This window comes from Marinactinospora thermotolerans DSM 45154, from assembly GCF_900167435.1.
Taxonomy (GTDB): Bacteria; Actinomycetota; Actinomycetes; order Streptosporangiales; family Streptosporangiaceae; genus Marinactinospora; species Marinactinospora thermotolerans.
The window spans coordinates 197,687-214,465 of record NZ_FUWS01000006.1; the positions used below are offsets into that span (position 1 = coordinate 197,687).

14 protein-coding genes are annotated in these 16,779 nt (G+C 73.2%); 7 read left to right on the forward strand and 7 right to left on the reverse strand.

Translation table 11 applies throughout. The features are described from left to right. The first annotated feature begins 494 nt into the window (after positions 1-494). Entirely contained in the window at positions 495-1,316 is an 822-nt protein-coding gene (locus tag B5D66_RS12520) for a hypothetical protein (RefSeq protein WP_078762069.1), read from the forward strand. Positions 1,317-1,772: 456 nt separating this feature from the next. Here B5D66_RS12520 and B5D66_RS12525 read toward each other — a convergent pair whose 3' ends face one another. Beyond that, positions 1,773-2,522, reverse strand: a complete 750-nt coding sequence (locus B5D66_RS12525) for a hypothetical protein (RefSeq protein ID WP_078761876.1) — start codon at positions 2,520-2,522, stop codon at positions 1,773-1,775. A 316-nt stretch (positions 2,523-2,838) separates the two neighbouring features. After that, positions 2,839-3,660 carry a hypothetical protein gene (locus B5D66_RS12530; protein WP_078761877.1) on the reverse strand — a complete coding sequence of 274 codons (822 nt, stop codon included), beginning with the start codon at positions 3,658-3,660 and terminating at the stop codon, positions 2,839-2,841. 608 nt (positions 3,661-4,268) lie between these two features. Between B5D66_RS12530 and B5D66_RS12535 the strand changes: the two genes are divergently transcribed. After that, on the forward strand, positions 4,269-5,939 hold the full coding sequence (locus B5D66_RS12535) for a sensor histidine kinase (RefSeq protein ID WP_078762070.1): 1,671 nt from the start codon (positions 4,269-4,271) through the stop codon (positions 5,937-5,939). Here B5D66_RS12535 and B5D66_RS12540 read toward each other — a convergent pair. The 4 genes from B5D66_RS12540 to B5D66_RS12555 all read right to left on the reverse strand — a co-directional run bounded on the left by B5D66_RS12540 (position 5,936) and on the right by B5D66_RS12555 (position 10,242). Then, the gene (locus tag B5D66_RS12540) at positions 5,936-6,343 is read right to left on the reverse strand and encodes a pyridoxamine 5'-phosphate oxidase family protein (RefSeq protein WP_078761878.1); all 408 of its coding nucleotides are present in this window, start codon (positions 6,341-6,343) and stop codon (positions 5,936-5,938) included. The two genes, B5D66_RS12535 and B5D66_RS12540, sit on opposite strands and share 4 nt — an antisense overlap. 59 nt (positions 6,344-6,402) lie before the next feature. Further along, positions 6,403-7,065, reverse strand: a complete 663-nt coding sequence (locus B5D66_RS12545) for a response regulator (RefSeq protein WP_078761879.1) — start codon at positions 7,063-7,065, stop codon at positions 6,403-6,405. Positions 7,066-7,721: 656 nt separating this feature from the next. After that, positions 7,722-9,206, reverse strand: coding sequence for an amidase (locus tag B5D66_RS12550; protein ID WP_078761880.1), 1,485 nt, complete (start codon positions 9,204-9,206; stop codon positions 7,722-7,724). A gap of 55 nt (positions 9,207-9,261) precedes the next feature. Beyond that, positions 9,262-10,242 (reverse strand): D-2-hydroxyacid dehydrogenase, encoded by a 981-nt coding sequence (locus B5D66_RS12555; protein WP_078761881.1) that lies wholly within the window; start codon positions 10,240-10,242, stop codon positions 9,262-9,264. Positions 10,243-10,650: 408 nt separating this feature from the next. On the opposite strand from B5D66_RS12555, the gene B5D66_RS12560 reads away from it, so the two are divergent. The 4 genes from B5D66_RS12560 to B5D66_RS12575 all read left to right on the forward strand — a co-directional run bounded on the left by B5D66_RS12560 (position 10,651) and on the right by B5D66_RS12575 (position 13,672). Beyond that, positions 10,651-11,133: a DUF3830 family protein gene (locus tag B5D66_RS12560; protein WP_200813628.1), complete on the forward strand. Its 483-nt coding sequence runs from the start codon at positions 10,651-10,653 to the stop codon at positions 11,131-11,133. Positions 11,134-11,193: 60 nt separating this feature from the next. Next, a complete protein-coding gene (locus tag B5D66_RS12565; protein ID WP_235000958.1) occupies positions 11,194-12,144 on the forward strand; it encodes a maleate cis-trans isomerase family protein in 951 nt (316 codons plus the stop codon). Positions 12,145-12,172: 28 nt separating this feature from the next. Next, on the forward strand, positions 12,173-12,922 hold the full coding sequence (locus B5D66_RS12570) for a maleate cis-trans isomerase family protein (protein ID WP_078761883.1): 750 nt from the start codon (positions 12,173-12,175) through the stop codon (positions 12,920-12,922). Positions 12,923-12,991: 69 nt separating this feature from the next. Beyond that, positions 12,992-13,672 carry a GntR family transcriptional regulator gene (locus tag B5D66_RS12575; protein ID WP_078761884.1) on the forward strand — a complete coding sequence of 227 codons (681 nt, stop codon included), beginning with the start codon at positions 12,992-12,994 and terminating at the stop codon, positions 13,670-13,672. Positions 13,673-13,714: 42 nt separating this feature from the next. Here B5D66_RS12575 and B5D66_RS12580 read toward each other — a convergent pair whose 3' ends face one another. Beyond that, positions 13,715-15,184 (reverse strand): NAD-dependent succinate-semialdehyde dehydrogenase, encoded by a 1,470-nt coding sequence (locus B5D66_RS12580; RefSeq protein WP_078761885.1) that lies wholly within the window; start codon positions 15,182-15,184, stop codon positions 13,715-13,717. Between the two features lie 193 nt (positions 15,185-15,377). On the opposite strand from B5D66_RS12580, the gene B5D66_RS12585 reads away from it, so the two are divergent. Then, positions 15,378-16,643, forward strand: coding sequence for an aspartate aminotransferase family protein (locus B5D66_RS12585; RefSeq protein WP_078761886.1), 1,266 nt, complete (start codon positions 15,378-15,380; stop codon positions 16,641-16,643). Positions 16,644-16,779 lie beyond the last annotated feature (136 nt).

Sequence of the window (16,779 nt, forward strand, 5' to 3'; positions counted from 1 at the left end):
CCCCGTCACCGGACCACCGGCGACGGGGGCGTTCCCGTGGGCGGCCCTTCTGCGCCGAGACGGCCGGATCGCGGCCGCCGGACTTTCCGGCCCCGGCGGCACGATCTACGGGGCCGGCCGGCCACCCGGTTCCCCACGCTCGGGCCGTGGACCGTACCGGGGCACGACGCCGCGAACCCGTCATCGCCCCGAATGCCGGCGAGGGCGGCCCCGGACGGGAGCCCCCCGCGCCGGTGGGGCGCACCACCTTCCCGACCTGGCCGTGGGCCACCGCGCGGCCGCCGGAACCGGGCGACGCGCCGGACGGACCGAGCGGGACCGGAGGGGGCGGACACTCGTCGACAGCCGCCATCGCGAGATCCCCTCCTGGACGACGGCCCGGCCCCTGGCGGGGTGGCCCCGCCAGGGGGACGTGACCGGAATCACCGCTCGACGTTACGAGGCCGTCACGTGTGGTCGTCGAAGCGCAACGTGACCGGGGCATCGTTACCGGCATGGGTCACAGCGGATTCGACCACGCCCGCCACCACGCTCCCCGGCGACGCCCGGGTTTTCTCGGCCGGGAACTCCTCGAACTAGGCGCGCTCCTGCTCGCGGCGGGCGCGGCCCACACCTTCGTGCTCGCGCTCGGTCACAGCGACCACGGGGCGGCGGTGCTGCCGGCGCTCGGCGCGGTGTTGATCGTGATCGCCTCGGGACACCGCTGGTGGCAGCACCACCGCGCCCCGGCCGAGCCCACGGCGTCTGCGGCCGGCGGGCGGGAGGAGCAGTTGTGGCGCATCCGGGTCGGCGTCACCGACGTTCCCGGAGGGCTGGCCACGCTGACCGCCGAGCTGGCGCGGCTCGGCGTCGACATCCGGCTCGTCCAGGTGTACCCGGGCTACACCGACGCGGTCGACGAGTTCCTGGCCACCGCGCCGCCCGGGATCGGTCCCGGGGAACTGGCCGACGCGGTGGTCCGGGCCGGCGGGCACGACCCGGTGGTCCGGACCGCCGACGCCCACGAGCTCAGTGACACCACGAGCCGGACGCTGGCGCTGGTGTCGGGGCTGGTGACCGACCCGGCGACCCTGCCGTCGGCGCTGGCCGACCTGTCCGCCGCGCAGAAGGTGGAGCTACGTCCCGGGCCTCCCGAGGGGATGGCCCCCGACGACGTGTCCGGCGCGGTGATGTGCCTGCCCGCCCCCGAGGGCGGCGTGCTGGTGGTGCGCCGGGAGGGGATCCCCTTCACCCCGGTGGAGTTCGCGCGCTGCCGCGCCCTGGTGGACGTGGCGGCGCTGCTGGGCCGATCCCGGCGGGCGAGCCGGGAGAAGTGAGCCGAGGGCGTCGGGCGCCGAACCCTGCGGGAACGTGAAACGGGGTGGCCGCATCCGCGGCCACCCCGTTCCTCCCAGCGGGCGTCCGCCCGGATCGGCCACTGGGAAGCGCCGAAGCGGTGGGCCGGACCGGCTCCGGCCACGGGGCCTCGCCCGTTCGGTGCGCACGGCCCCTCGACGTGCGCACCCATCCGGCGGGACGCCGGGCACCGGGTCCCCCGTGGTCCACGGTGGCGGCGTCTCCGATGCGGTGTACCGGTGTCGCCGCGGGCGTCCTCGTCCGGTCCTGTGACCGAAAGACGGTTCCGGCTCGTCGCTCCACCAGCCAAGGTAGTGGCACGACGCCGGTGGAGCGCGCTCCTTCCACGGATGTGGGGGGTGTGTCCTTGCCCCCACCGGCCGCGGAGCGTGACCGTCCCGGCCCCCGCCGGGGCGGTCACGCGCGCCGATGGTGGACTACAGGCCCAAGGGCAGGGTCATCTCGCCGAGCGGGGTGCCCTGGGTGATCCCGTCAAGCAGGCCGCCCACGCGCTCGCCCTCTCGGGGCGCGCCGGCGTCGCCGGTGGCCGCGCCCCGGTCGAGCGGCGTCCCGCCGGGGAGGAGAGCACCGAGCAGACCACCACGGGGCCGCTCGCCGGTCGGCCGGTCCCCGGTGCGCTCACGGGAGGCGGCGTCCTCGACGTCGCCGCCCGCGTGGTGCCGGATCCCGGGCGTGACCTCGGTCTGGCCCGGCTGGATCTGGACAAGCCCCCCGAGCGGGCCCCCGCCCACCAGCGAGTCCGTGGTCCCCGCGAGCCTGCTGACGGAGAGGGACGGGGCGTCGCCCATGTGGTTGATCCGCTGGATCGGCCCGTTGGTGGCCGGGGTGCCCAGCGCGTTGTCGCCGACGGAGGGCTTCAGGGTGACGGGTCCGCTTCCGTCGAGTCCGGTGGCCGAGCCCAGGGCGGCGGGGTCGATCAGCTCACCGCCCCCACGGGGCCCGGTGCGCAGCCCTCCCATCTCGCCGCCGACCTCTCCCACGGCGTGCAGGGCGGCGCCGGGAGCGCCGGCCACGGTCGGGGTCACGTGCTGGGCGGCCATGCCGGGAGCGCCGGCGATGGAGCCGACCACGTCGGCGGACGCCGCGCCGGCGCCCAGGGCGATGAATCCGGCGGCGCCGGCGCCGATGAGGGCGAGCTTCACGGGGGTGGACGTGAGACGGAACATGGTCGAGGTCCTTTGCAGATGTGTCGTTAAGGAGGTGTCGATCCCTCCGGGACGGCGTCCCGGAGGGCGGGCGTCTCGGTGGGGAGCGCACCGCGGGAGTGGGTTGACCAGGGGGCCGCGGCCGGCCGGGGCGCGCCTGGGGGACGCGCCGGCGGGGCCGGGTCAGTCGAGGGGTCGAGCGGACCGCCGACTGACGTGAATCCCGTGTCCCGTCGCGTGCACGGGACTCACGTCAGCCCCCAGCCGGATACGGCTGGGACGGGAGAGCTCAAGAGCGCAAAAGCCGATCGGCCTTTGGCCGAGCGCGAGACGGGCGCTAGTCGGGGGAGAACGACGGATCGTCGACGGGGTTGTGCGGCATGCCCCGCTCGGCTCCGCCGATGACGGCGCGGCCGGAGGCCGCGGGACGGGGCTCGGGGACCGTCGCGAGGTATCCCGTGACGAAGGTGAACGGGGCGCCGGCCTGTTGGGGGGCCGCCGGGGCGGTGGCCTGGGCCGGGGAGCGGTGGAGGTCGCGCTCGGGACCGGCCGTGTCGTCGCGCAGGTCGGCGCGGCCGTGTCCCACCTCGCCCGTTGTCGCCGTCGTGGCCGCGGGCGTGGTCTCGACCGTGGTGGCGGCGAGGAGGGGAGGCGCGGAGGGGCGCGGTGTCTCGGGTCCGTCCTGCCGGGGGACGGGCCGGGGCTCCCGATGCGCTGGGGCGGTCTCGGGCCGGGGCGCCGTGGTGGTGGGCTGGCCGGGGGCCGGGTCGGAGACGCCGGTGACCGCGGTTTCCACGTCGGCTCGGGTATGGCGGGCGAGGGCGGCCACCGGCGCGAGGTCGGCGACCGGCCCGATCCCGGCGGGGGCCACGATCTCGTCGACGACCTCGATCGGGTGGGACGCCAGGTCGGTGACGGGGTCCCCCGTGGTGGTCGTCGAGGGGATGAGGGCGCGGGTGGCCTCCTCGACGGCACCGGTGGTGTCACCGAGAAGGGCTTCGTCAAGGGTGTCGGCGGTGGCCGGGGCCGCGCCGAGGAGCCAGGCCGCGGCGGCGATTCCGGCGAGGACCAGCAGACGCCACGAGATACGCCCGTCGGCGGCGCGCGCGGCGACGACGGCGCGCGGTCCGCGCTGCGTCGTCCGGCCGTCACACGCCACGGCGCATCATCTCCCTTCGGCGGGATGGGCGGTTCAGGACCGCCCATCCGGTTACTGATCGTGACCGTAGCATGATCCTGCGTGTCCGCAACCCTGTTCGGGAATTCTCCGGCGGCTTCTTCGCGATCGACCAGTCCCCAGGCTCTCACCAGCGCTTTTACTGGATCCCCTGGAAGGCCGCGCACCCGAGAAAGATGATTTTTCGCTTTCAGGACTAAAGTCCACACATTTCCTATCTTTTGGCTGCTTTCCAACGCCATTTTGGAACGATGTGCTGGATCCAGGCGCCGGGAACGGGAAGGCCCGGCGCCGCCACGGAGGGGAGCGGTCACAGCCCCACCGACCCGGAACAGAGCAGCTTTCCCCTCATTTCCCCTCGTCTGCTCGCGCGGCCCCCACCGCATTTCGGACCCGGTGGAGACAGACCCCGGCGATCGCGCGGATACCGGGTTGCGTGACCGCTCCTCGTCGGCCCCACCAGTCCCGGTCGTCCCGAAAAGGACGGTCCCGCCCTCCCTCATCGCGTATCGGGATAGCGTGTACACCGGAGGTGTGGACACGTGCCCGAGCCCCACGACGATTCCGGGCAGCGCCCCTTGCTGCCCCAGATGCGCCTCGACGATCTCCTTTCGGAGCTGCACACCCGCCTGGAGGCCGCACTGTCCACACGCGACCGCGTACGGTCCCTCCTGGACGCGGTGGTGTCGATCGGCAGCGACCTCGACCTGGCCACCGTGCTGCGTCGGCTCACCGAGGCCGCCGCGCACCTGGCCGGGGCGCGCTTCGCCGGATTGGGCGTGATCGGCGAGGAGGGGCACTTCGTCGAGTTCATCCCCGTCGGCATCAGCGACGAGCAGGCGCAGCGCATCAGCCGTTTCCCCCACGGCGACGGGCTCCTGGGATTTCCCACCCGGCAACGCGCCCCCTTGCGGCTCAGCCGGGTCCAGGACCACCCCAGCGCCACCGGCTTCCCCGAGGGTCATCCCCCGATGACGACCTTCCTCGGAGTGCCGATCCAGGTACGCGACGAGGTGTTCGGCAACCTCTACCTCACCGACAAGGAGGACGGCGGGGAGTTCGACAAGGAGGACGAGGCCATCGTGACGGCGCTGGCCACCGCCGCCGGTGTCGCCATCGAGAACGCCCGCCTGTACGAGGAGACCCGACAGCGCGAACGCTGGCTGTCGGCGTCCACCGAGATCACCACACGGCTGCTGTCCGGCGTCGACACCGACGAGGTGCTGGGCTACCTGGCCCAGCAGGCGCGCGAGATGTCCAACGCCGACATCGCGGTGGTCCTCCTGCCCGACGCCGCCGACGAGAACCTGGTCGCCGAGATCGCCGACGGCCCGCTCGCCAAGGAGATCATCGGCACCCCCGTGGTCATCTCCGAGACGCAGTGCGGCGCCGCCTACCGCGAGGGCAAGGCCATCGTCATCCCCGACCTGCGCTACGCCAACTGCCCCATGCTCAGCCACCGGGGATTCCGGCCCGGCCTGCTCATCCCGTTGGGAACCCCCGAGCACACCCGGGGCGTCCTGCTCCTGGGCAAGTCCGGCGTCCGGGCGCCGTTCGACAGCTCCACCCGAGGCATGCTCGACGCCTTCTCCGGCCAGGCCGCCGTCGCGCTGGAACTCGCCGAGGCCCGCCAGGACGCCGAACGGCTGGTCGTCCTGGAGGATCGCGACCGCATCGCCAAGGACCTGCACGACACCGTGATCCAGCGGCTGTTCGCCTCGGCGATGACCCTGATGAGCACGCTGCGCCTCGTCGACGACGCCGAGGCCGGCGAACGCCTCCAGCGCACGATCGACGACCTCGACGAGACGATCCGCGAGATCCGTTCGACGGTGTTCGCCCTCCAACACCCGCCCACGTCGACCGACATGTCGCTGCGCGGGCGCGTCCTGGCCGCCGTGGAGACCGCCGGTCGCGCGCTCGGCCGCCGTCCGGGACTGACCTTGGACGGGCCGCTGGACACCTCGGTGCCCGAAGAGATCGCCGAACACCTTCTCGCGGTGCTGCGTGAAGCCCTGTCCAACGCCACCCGCCACGCGCACGCCGAGGAGGTCAACGTCCGCGTCACGGTGGACGGGGAGCTGTCCCTGGAGGTCCGCGACAACGGTGTCGGCATCCCCGAAGGGGGCCGGCGCAGCGGCCTGCGCAACATGGACGAGCGCGCCCGCGCCCTCGGCGGGGAGTTCACCACCACGCCGCGCGAGGGCGGCGGGACCGTCCTTGCGTGGCGGGTCCCGCTGCCCTGCGCGTCCGACGACTAGCCGGGGATACGCCGCCCGGTCACCAGCTCGATCGCGATCCGCAGGAAGTGCGTGCGCGGGCCGGGCGCCCAGGGACGCAGCGGCAGCCGCTCCAACTCGGCGCGCTGCGCGGGGTCCTCGACCGCCCGGCACGGGCCGACCACCATGACCGACCATCCGGTCCGGGCCTCGATGTCGAACTCGTCGACCTCGAAGGCGACGACCGCGTCGCGTGTGGCGCGCGCCAGCCGGGACCCCTCGGAGGTGCGCACCACGATGTCGGAACCGTGGACGAGGAAGTTGACCGGTTGCACCGCGGGAAGCGCGCGCTCGGTGAAGACGATGCGCCCGATCGGCGCCATGGCGAGCAACCGTAGGCACTCAGCGCGTTCGAGTACCTCCATCCCCGCGGTGTCGATCCCCATTTCCCCCGTCTCCCCCCATGTCTCACCAGCCGTGCGCTGCGGCCGGTCCGGCCACAGGATCACGACTTCCTACTGCGCATCTGGGCGATGAGCACGGCCGCCTGGGTCCGGCGTTTCAGGTCGAGCTTGGCCAGCAGGCTCGACACGTAGTTCTTCACCGTCTTCTCCGCCAGATAGAGCCTTTCCCCGATTTGGCGGTTGGTCATGCCCTCGCCGATCAGTTCCAGGATCTGGCGTTCCTGCGGGGTGAGGGCGGCCAACGGGTCGGGCTCCGCGGTCGCGCCGCGCAGGCGTTGCAGCATGCGCGCGGTGCTCTTGGGGTCGAGCAGCGAGCCCCCGCCGGCGACGGTGCGGACCGCTCCCACCAGGTCGGCGCCGTGGATCTGCTTGAGGACGTAGCCGGCCGCCCCGGCCATGACCGCCTCGAACAGCGCCTCGTCGTCGGCGAACGACGTGAGCATGAGGCAGGCGATGCCGGGATCGCGCGAGCGGACCTCACGGCACACCTCGACCCCCGACCCGTCGGGCAACCGCACGTCGATGACCGCGACGCTGGGGCGCACCGCCGGGATGCGGCCCACCGCCTGCTCGACGGTGCCGGCCTCGCCGACGACCCTCATGTCGCCCTCCCCCTCCAGGAGGGCCGCGACCCCTCGTCGCACGACCTCGTGATCGTCGACCAGAAAGACCGTGATCGGTTCCGGCGCGGCCGTACTCGTCATCTCGCCTCCGCCTCCTACTCGTCCCCTGCAATGACGGTAACGCGCCGCCCGACAGCCGATCGCGCCGAAGGGCTCGTTCCCGCCAGGACCAAGGTCCCGAAAGGGACGAGAGGGTTTTCACGTTCGGTCACCCACCGTGATCTGGGACAACCTCGCGCCGCCAGCGCCCCGTCGCGGCCTTCCCGGCCGCCCCCGGCGAGGACGGCGAACTGCGCGAACCCCGGACGTGACCGACCGTATCGGCCTACGATTGGGCGCGACGGCCCCGGAACCCGTCCCGGTCTCCCGGCCGGACGGTCCAGGTGCGCTTCGCCGTCGAGGGGCCGGCCCGGACGTTGAGGGGCTCCGGGCCGGGAACGGTGTCGCGCGCGGCGTGGACCACGCGGTCCCGGAGCCGCGCCACCCGGCCGACCCCCGTCAGCGCGGTGCACGGGAATACCGGCCGGGTGGCGTATGTTGTCAGGTGGTGCGGGGCGGTGCGGTAGTAAGTGTCCCCCGGGCTCACAATTCGCCTTCGCGGAATACCGCGTCCGGCTCTCGCCACGGCGGGACGTCCGGGCGGTCTCATGGAGCCGCGTTGTGCCATCCGCCGTGAGGCGACCGCCGTGCCGTTCCCACCTCGTCCGCCCCCGCCGGTGTCACCGGCGGGGGCGTCGTCATGTCCGGGCCGGGCCGTGGCCGTCCGGTGGCGCCGGCCACCACTCCTGGGGGCGGGCCCGTTCGAACGCCCGCGCCGCCGCGAGGACGAGCCCGTCGGCGTGGCGGGCGCCCACGATCTGGAGGCCGACCGGCAGCCCTTCGGCCGTGAACCCGCACGGCAGGCTCGCCGCGGGCTGCTGGGTCAGGTTGAACGGGTAGCTGAACCCCGCCCAGGAGGTCCAGCGGCGGCTCGGCCACCGCCGCGGCGTCTCGCGCCCCGCCTCGAACGCGGGGATCGCCGTCGCCGGGGTCAGCAGCAGGTCGTAGGTGTCGTGGAAGCGGCCCATGAGCTCGCCCAGCGACATGCGGGTCGCCATCGCCGTCAGGTAGTCCTGCGCCGAATAGGTCAGCCCCTCCTCGACGATCTCCCGCAGTCCGGGGTCCAGCAACGCGCGCCGCTCCTCGTCCAGGGCCTCGGTGGCCTTGGCCGCGCCGGAGAACCACAGCACGTGGAAGTCCCCGACCGGATCGGCGAACCCGGGATCGACCGGCTCGACCCGCGCGCCGAGCTCGTCGAAGACCGCCGCGGCGGCCGCGACCCGTCCGGCGACGTCCGGATCGACCTCGACGTGGCCCAGCGTGGGACTGAACGCCACGCGCATCCCCGTCAGCGGGCGGTCCAGCCCTCGGGCGAACGACTCGGCCGGCCGGGCCAGCGCGGCCCAGTCGCGGCTGTCCGCGCCGCACAGCACGTCGAGCATGAGCGCGGCGTCGGCCACGGTCCGCGTCATCGGACCGGAGTGGGCGAGGGTGCCGAACGCGCTCGCCGGATAGTGGGGGACCAGGCCGTAGGTGGGTTTGAGCGCGACCACCCCGGTGAAGGACGCCGGGATGCGCACCGAACCGCCCCCGTCGGTCCCCGTGGCCAAGGGGCCCATCCCGCGGGCCACGGCCACGGCCGCTCCCCCGCTGGACCCGCCGGGCGTGCGGGAGAGGTCCCAGGGGTTGCGGGTGACACCGGTCAGCGGGCTGTCGGTGACCCCCTTCCACGCCAGTTCGGGGGTGGTGGTCTTACCGAAGAGCACCGCCCCGTGCTCGCGCAGCCGGGCGACGGCCGGGGAGTCCTCCGGCCACGGCCCCTTCGGGTCGATCGTGCGCGAGCCGCGCAGCGTCGGATGGCCGCGGGTGAGCATGACGTCCTTGATCGAGGCGGGGACACCGTCCAGGAGTCCGCGCGGCTCCCCGCGGCGCCAGCGCTCCTCGGAGGCCCTCGCGGCGACGCGCGCCTCGTCGGCCATCACCAGGCAGAAGGCGTTGAGCGCCGGGTTCTCCCGTTCGACGCGCGCCAGGACGGACTCGATCGTCTCGACCGGTGAGAGCTCGCCCGCGCGGTAGGCGGCGAGCAGTTCCACGGCGGTCAGGTCGGCCGGGCAGGTGAGGTCGCGTCGCACTCCCGCGGGGAGCGCGGACCGGTCGGTGGTCCCCTCGGTTCCGGTGGTCATGACAGCCCCTTCTCCTCGATGCGTACCGGTTGCGCGGCGGCCGGCCGCGACGGTCTCAGCCGCCTCTCACATAGCCCCGCCGCTTGTCGACGACGTTGCGCAGCGGCTCCCCGGCGAGGAAGCGGCCGAGGTTGTCCAGGAAGAGGTCGACCAGCTCCTCCCGCCACCCGAGGACGTCGCCCGACATGTGCGGGGAGACGATCACCCCGGGCAGGTCCCACAGAGGGGAGGAGTCCGCCAGCGGCTCGTGGTCGAACACGTCGAGCGCCGCGCCCGCGATGGTCTTCGAGCGCAGCGCGGCGACCAGGTCGTCCTGCACGACCAGCGCGCCGCGGCCGACGTTGACCAGCCGGGCCGTGGGTTTCATCCGGGCCAGGGCCGCGGCGTCGACCAGCCCTCGGGTGGCCGGGGTGAGCGGTGCGGCCAGGATGACGTAGTCGGCCCGCGGCAGCGCGGAGGCGAGCTCGTCGGAGGCGACGACGGTGCCGAAGTCGGGGTCGCCGTCGCGGGCGGTGCGGCCGGCGCCCTCCACCGTCATGCCGATGGCGGTGAGCCTGCGGGCGATCGCGCGCCCGATGGGTCCGGTTCCGACGACGAGCGCGTGCCGTCCCGCGACACGTTCGGTCTCGCGGTGCCGCCAGGTCCGCCGCCGCTGGAGGGCGAGGGTGCCGGGAAGGTCCTTGGCGAAGGCCAGCACCAGGCCGAGCACGTACTCGGCCATGGGCTCGTCGAACACCCCGCGGGAGTTGGTGACGACGACGTCGCTGTCGACGAGGCCCGGGAACATGAGGTTGTCCACGCCCGCGGTGGCGGCGTGCACCCAGCGCAACGTGTCGGCCTTGGGCCAGGCCGCCGCCAGGGCCTCGGAGAACAGGTCCCAGATCAACAGCGCGGTCGCGCCGGGCAGGGCCTCGGCGAGCCGGTCGGCGGTCGCGTAGCGCACGCTCCCGAGCCCGGGGTGGGCGTCGATGCGCTCCCGCCCGGGAGGCAGGTCGGCGCCGTGGAGGACGACGAGGTTCGGGGATCTGCTGGTCACGAGGCGGCTCCCGGATCGTGGCGGGCACGGCGTTGGAGTATCGACGATTCCCGTTCCGCGAGCGCGGTACCCGTGTTCGCGGGGCGCCGCCGCGGGCGGCCGGGCCGGCCCGCCTCCCTCCCCACCGGTACCGGGACTTTCCGTCACGGGGATGTAACAGACAGGCGCCCGGAGGCCATTGACACGCTAGGGAGCCTTCGTATGATTGTCAACAATCCGCGTATCCGCAGTCCTGCGGCGAATTCGACAGTGTTCCTGCTGGTCTCGCCCCTCTTGGCGAGCCCCGACCGGCCCTGCCCGGCGGGACCGCGCCACCCTCCGGTGGCGCCGACGCGACTCAGCCACCGCGTCCGCACCCACCCGAAACAGCCCGACGACGAAAGGGCCGATCCGACTATGCCCAGGTACATGACCATCAGCCTGGAAAAGCGCGGCGTCAGCTGCGTGGCGGAGCTCCTGGACAAGGACGCCCCCCGCACCTGCGACGCCGTCTGGGCGGCCCTCCCCCAAGGGGGCGACGTCTACCACGCCAAGTACGCCCGCAACGAGGTCTACACGATGGTGCCCCGCTTCGCCGACCAGGAACCCGGGCGCGAGAACACCACCGTCACCCCCATCCCCGGCGACGTCGTCTACTTCTCCTTCGACGAGGGCATGCTCGACCGCCGCTTCAAGGAGGAGAAGGGCATCGACTCCCTGCCCGGTGTCATCGACCTCGCGATCTTCTACGGCCGCAACAACCTCCTGCTCAACGGCGACGTCGGCTGGGTCCCCGGCAACGTCTACGCCACCATCGTCGACGGGCTCGCGCCCATGGCCGAGGCGTGCAACGACGTGTGGCGTTCGGGCGGTGTCGGCGAGCGGCTGGTGTACCGGCGGCTGGAGGAGTGACCCGGTCGGACCCGCGGACGCGGGACCGGTCGGACGAGAAACGAAGGAGGTGAGTGACCGATGCGGACCGATCTGACAACCGGCCGTGGGCCGAGTGGTGACGAGCAGGAGGAGCTGGTCATGGAGCAGTGGGTCGAGGCACCGACGGCCCTCGCGCCCCCGGCGCCCACGGCGGACACGGCCGCGCCCATCGTCAACGGGTGGGCCGCCGGGCCGGCCCACCTGGACGCGCACGGGCCGTCCCGGGCCTTGGACAACGTCGTGGAGATCCCCGCGCTCGTCGAGCCGCCCGGACAGTCCGGTGTCGGCGTGGTGGCGCCGTTCGACTTCGCGCTGGACCGGGAGCTGTGGCGGTGGACGCCCGACGACGTCTCCCTGTACATCACCCGGCTCCCCTTCGTCCCGGTCCCGGTGACCGTGGACATGGCGTCGGCGTTGAGCGACGACGGCAACGTACGCCGGGCGACCCGCGACCTGCTCGTCCCCGAGCCCCTGGTGGTCGGTTACGCCTGCGCCTCTGGAAGCTTCGTCCACGGCGCCGCGGGCGAACGCCGGTTGCACGCCGGCATCCTCGAAGCCGGCGCACCCGCCGCCGTCACCACCTCCGGAGCGCTCGTGCGCGCACTGGAGGCGTTGCAGGCACGCCGCGTCGCGGTCGTCACGCCCTACGTCGACAGCGTCACCGAACGGCTGCTCGCCTTCCTGTCCGAACACGGCGTCGACACCGTCTCCAGCGTCGGGCTCGGCCTGCTCAACCACATCTGGAAGGTCACCTACTCCGAGGTCGCCCAGGCCGTGCGCGACGCCGACCGGCCCGACGCCCAGGCCGTGTTCATCAGCTGCACCAACGTGCTGACCTACGACATCATCGCGCCGCTGGAACGCGCCCTCGGCAAACCGGTCATCGCCGCCAACCAGGTGACGATGTGGTCGGCGCTCGCCGCGATCGGCCGCCGCGCGATCGGCGCCGGACAGCGGCTCGTGGACGCCACCGACCGCACCGCGGCCTGATCCGCCCCCGAGTGAGGAGAAGCAGCCCATGACGGCCACGATCGGTTTCCTGTACCCCGGCCACAGCGCCGAGGACGACTACCCGGACTTCCAGGAACGTCTCGGCGGCGATGTCGCGCTGCGGGTCGTGCACACGCTGATGCGCGAGGACGCCCACCGCGTGGACGCGCTGTTGGACATCGGCGGGGCCGACGTGCTCGCCGAGGGGGCGCGCGCCCTGCGGGCCGCGAACGTCGACGCCGCGGTGTGGGCGTGCACCAGCGGCAGCTTCGTGTTCGGCCGCGACGGCGCGCGCGCACAGGTCGAGGGGGTGCGCGCGGCGGCCGGCGCGCCCGCCTCCAGCACCTCGTTCGCCTTCGTCAACGCGCTGGCCCACCTGGGGGTGGGGCGGGTCGCGGTCGCCGCGACCTATCCGCAGGACGTCGCGGAGCGGTTCGCGGGGTTCCTCGGTGACAGCGGGGTCGAGGTCGTCGCGCTGGCCGAGCGCGGGATCGTGACCGCCGCCGAGGTCGGCACGCTCACGACCGCCGACGTGCTCGACTTCGTCGCGGCCGGGGACGTCCCCGCCGCCGAGGCGGTGCTCGTCCCCGACACCGCGCTGCACACCGCCGGTGTCCTCGAGACGCTGGAGGAACGGACGGGCAAACCGGTGTTGACCGCCAATCAGGTCAGCGTGTGGGAGGGGCTGCGATTGGCCGGCGTCACCGGGCCTCGAAGCGGTCTGGGCACCCTGCTCCGGTCAGGCGTTCCGTCCGATTTGGCACAGGTGAGAACATGAAAAAGTGATCCGATGCGCCCCGGAACGACCTTCCGGGGCGCGCGAACGATCTGAGAGGGCGTGGAAGTCATGACCGCTCCGGGCGAGCTCGAACCGGTTCCCCGGGAGTCCACCGCCGCGCTGATCGCCAACCAGCTGCGCTCGGCGATCATGTACGGATCGCTGGCACCCGGCGACCAGCTCGGCGAGACCGACCTGGCCGGCCGCCTCGGCGTGAGCAGGGGACCGCTCCGCGAGGCCATGCAGCGCCTGGTGCAGGAGGGGTTGCTGCGCAGCGAGCGGCATCGGGGGCTGTTCGTCATCGATCTGACGCCCGACGACGTGCGCGACATCTACACCGCGCGGCTCGCGGTGGAGCGCTGCGCCTGCGAGCTGATCATGCGGGGCAACCGCGGCGAGGCCCTGGCCCGGCTCACCGTGGCGCTGAACGCCCTGGTCGAGGCGGCCGAGACCGGCGACCGGGTGGCCATCAGCGACGCCGACCAGGCGTTCCACCGGACCCTGGTGAGCTGTTCGGGCAACTCCCGGCTGGAACGCATGGCCCAGACCCTGCTCGTCGAGACCCGCATGTGCCTGACGGTGATGCAGGAGGTCTACCCCGAACCCGCCGAACTGGTCGAGGAGCACCACAAGCTCGTCGAGGCCATCTCCGAGGGGGACGAGGACCTCCTGCTGCGCCTCATCGAGTCGCACATGCTGGAGACCGTCGACCGCATCAACGGGTCCGGTAACGGCGTCACCACCGGCTGACCGCTCGGGGGCGGAGACCGCCCGCCCCCGAGCGCGCACCGGTCAGTCGATTCCCGCGATCCCCACGTACTTGGTCTCCAGGAACTCGTCGATGCCGACCCGGCCGCCCTCGCGGCCCAGGCCCGAGTGCTTGACCCCGCCGAACGGCGCGGCCGGGTTGGACACGATCCCCTGGTTGAGCCCCACCATGCCGGTCTCCAACGCCTCCGAGACCCGGAAGGCGCGGCCCAGGTCCCGGGTGAACAGGTAGGACACCAGGCCGTACTCGGTGTCGTTGGCCGCCGCCACGGCCTCGCTCTCGGACTCGAAGGAGATGACCGGGGCGACGGGGCCGAAGATCTCGGTGTGGGCCAGCCGGCTCTCCTGGGGGACGTCGGCCAGCACGGTCGGCCGGTAGAAGTAGCCGGCGCCGTCGCCCGGCCCGCCCCCGACGAGCACCCGCGCGCCGCGGCCCACCGCGTCGTCCACCAGGCCCTGGACCTTCTCGCGCGCCCGCGCGTCGATCAGCGGCCCCACCTGGACCCCTTCCTCGGTGCCGCGCCCCATCCGCAGCGCCGACATGCGCTCGCCGAGCCGGCGCGCGAACTCCTCGGCCACGCCGGCCTGCACGTAGATGCGGTTGGCCGCGGTGCACGCCTCGCCGATGTTGCGCATCTTCGCCAACATCGCCCCCTCGACCGCGGCGTCGAGGTCGGCGTCGTCGAACACCAGGAACGGCGCGTTGCCCCCCAGTTCCATGGAGGTGCGCAACACCTGGTCGGCGCTCTGCTTCAGCAGCGTGCGGCCCACCGCCGTGGAACCGGTGAACGACACCTTGCGGATACGGCCGTCGGTGAGCAGCGGCTCGGTGACGCCGCCCGCGTCACTGGTCGGGATGACGCTGAGCACGCCGTCGGGCAGCCCCGCCTCCTTCAGCACTGCGGCCAGCGCCAGCGCCGACAACGGCGTCTGCTGGGCGGGCTTGAGCACCATCGTGCACCCGGCCGCGACCGCGGGGCCGATCTTGCGGGTGCCCATGGCCATCGGGAAGTTCCACGGCGTGATGAGCATGGCCGGGCCGACCGGGCGGCGCATCACCAGGAACCGGGAACGGCCGTCGGGTGACACCGAGTAGCCGCCCTCGATGCGCACGGCCTCCTCCGCGAACCAGCGGAAGAACTCGGCGGCGTAGGCGATCTCGCCCTTCGCCTCGGCGAGCGGCTTGCCCATCTCCAGGGTCATGAGCAGGCCCAGCTCGTCCTGGCGGGCCATCAGCAGCTCATAGGCGCGGCGCAGGATCTCACCGCGCTCGCGCGGCGGGTGGGCGGCCCAGGTGGGCTGGGCGGCGTCCGCGGCGGTCAGCGCCGCGAAGGCGTCGTCCACCCCGGCGTCGGCCACCTCGCACAGCACCGCGCCGGTGGAGGGGTCCTCCACCTTGAACGTCGCCCCGGAGGCGGCGTCGCGCCACTCGCCTCCGATGAACAACTGCTTGGGCACCTGGTCGACGACCTGTGCCTCGCGGTCCGCGGTCATGTCGGCCCCCTTCCGGGCTCGTGGTCGTGCTCGCTCCGCCCCTCCGGGCGCGGTTCCGCCTCCTACGTCTTCCCGGCCGGCGGATCCGCTAACAGGGCGCGGGCACGGGGCGCGGCGCGTCTGGACACCGCCATGGCCGGGATGATTCCATAGCCGAGACGATTGTCAACAATCCTACGGAAGAGGTCCGAGCATGGCCGAGCAGCCGGTACGGCTCTCGCCCGCCCTCAAGCAGGCGACCCCGGTCCTCGCCGCCCGCGGCGAAGGCGCCTACATCTACGACGAGGACGACCGCCGCTATCTCGACTTCACCGCCGGGATCGGCGTCACCAGCACCGGGCACTGCCACCCCAGGGTGGTCGAGGCCGCCCAGCGCCAGGTCGCCACGCTCGTCCACGGCCAGTACACGACCGTCATGCACCGCCCCCTGCTGCGCCTGACCGAACGCCTCGGATCGGTGCTCCCCTCCGGACTGGACCGGCTCTTCTTCGTCAACGCCGGCAGCGAGGCGGTCGAGGCGGCGCTGCGCCTGGCCCGGCAGGCCACCGGACGGCAGAACGTCATCGCGTTCCAGGGCGCCTTCCACGGCCGGACCATGGCCGCCGCCTCGATGACCACCTCGGGCGTGAAGATCCGGGCCGGCATCGGGCCGCTCATGCCGGGGGTCGCGGTCGCGCCGTTCCCCTACGCCTACCGCTACGGGATGACCGAGGAGGAGGCCGGCGCGTTCGCGCTACGCGAGCTCGACTACCTGCTCGCCACGGTCAGCTCGCCGCTCGACACCGCGGCCTTCTTCATCGAGCCGGTCCTCGGCGAGGGCGGCTACGTCCCCGCGCCGGCGTCCTTCCTGGCCGGGCTGCGCGAACGCGCCGACCGGCACGGCGCCCTGCTCGTCGTCGACGAGGTGCAGACCGGCTTCGGCCGCACCGGGCGGTTCTGGGGCCACGAGCACGCCGCCGTACGGCCCGACATCCTCATCACCGCCAAGGGCCTGGCCAGCGGCTTCCCCCTGTCGGCCATCGCCGCGCCGGACGAGCTGATGGAACGGGCCTGGCCCGGTTCCCAGGGCGGCACCTACGGCGGCAACGCGGTGGCGTGCGCGGCGGCCCTGGCCACCCTCGACGTGATCGAGGAGGAGGGGCTGGTCAAGAACGCCGCGCAGATGGGCGAACGACTGCGCGAGGGCCTGGTCCGCGTCGCCGACGCCCACCCGGTGATCGGTGATGTGCGCGGGCTCGGCCTGATGCTCGGAAACGAGTTCACCGCGCCGGACGGATCCCCCGACACCGACACCGCGGCGCGGGCCCAGCGGGCCGCCGTCGAACACGGACTGCTGCTGCTCACCTGCGGGCCGCACGGCAACGTCGTACGGATGATCCCGCCGCTGATCGTCACCGAGGAACAGGTCGACGCCGCCATGGACGTCTGGGAGCGCGCGGTCGCCGACGCGACGGCCTGACCCGGGCACCTGCGGTCCCGGGCGCGTGCCGGCGGCCCTGCGTGCGCCCGGCCGGGGTCCGGACAACGGCCGAGGCCGGGCCGGGGGCGAGAGCCCTCCCCGCGCCCCCTGGTCGCGTACCGTCCTCGCCGGGGGC

Excerpts from the sequence above, each read along its gene's own strand:
- B5D66_RS12520 (WP_078762069.1), top strand. The coding sequence starts at position 495 with ATGGGTCACAGCGGATTCGACCACGCCCGCCACCACGCTCCCCGGCGA.
- B5D66_RS12525 (WP_078761876.1), bottom strand. The coding sequence starts at position 2,522 with ATGTTCCGTCTCACGTCCACCCCCGTGAAGCTCGCCCTCATCGGCGCC.
- B5D66_RS12535 (WP_078762070.1), top strand. The coding sequence starts at position 4,269 with ATGCGCCTCGACGATCTCCTTTCGGAGCTGCACACCCGCCTGGAGGCC.
- B5D66_RS12540 (WP_078761878.1), bottom strand. The coding sequence starts at position 6,343 with ATGGGGATCGACACCGCGGGGATGGAGGTACTCGAACGCGCTGAGTGC.
- B5D66_RS12545 (WP_078761879.1), bottom strand. The coding sequence starts at position 7,065 with ATGACGAGTACGGCCGCGCCGGAACCGATCACGGTCTTTCTGGTCGAC.
- B5D66_RS12550 (WP_078761880.1), bottom strand. The coding sequence starts at position 9,206 with ATGACCACCGGAACCGAGGGGACCACCGACCGGTCCGCGCTCCCCGCG.
- B5D66_RS12560 (WP_200813628.1), top strand. The coding sequence starts at position 10,651 with ATGACCATCAGCCTGGAAAAGCGCGGCGTCAGCTGCGTGGCGGAGCTC.
- B5D66_RS12565 (WP_235000958.1), top strand. The coding sequence starts at position 11,194 with ATGCGGACCGATCTGACAACCGGCCGTGGGCCGAGTGGTGACGAGCAG.
- B5D66_RS12570 (WP_078761883.1), top strand. The coding sequence starts at position 12,173 with ATGACGGCCACGATCGGTTTCCTGTACCCCGGCCACAGCGCCGAGGAC.
- B5D66_RS12575 (WP_078761884.1), top strand. The coding sequence starts at position 12,992 with ATGACCGCTCCGGGCGAGCTCGAACCGGTTCCCCGGGAGTCCACCGCC.
- B5D66_RS12580 (WP_078761885.1), bottom strand. The coding sequence starts at position 15,184 with ATGACCGCGGACCGCGAGGCACAGGTCGTCGACCAGGTGCCCAAGCAG.
- B5D66_RS12585 (WP_078761886.1), top strand. The coding sequence starts at position 15,378 with ATGGCCGAGCAGCCGGTACGGCTCTCGCCCGCCCTCAAGCAGGCGACC.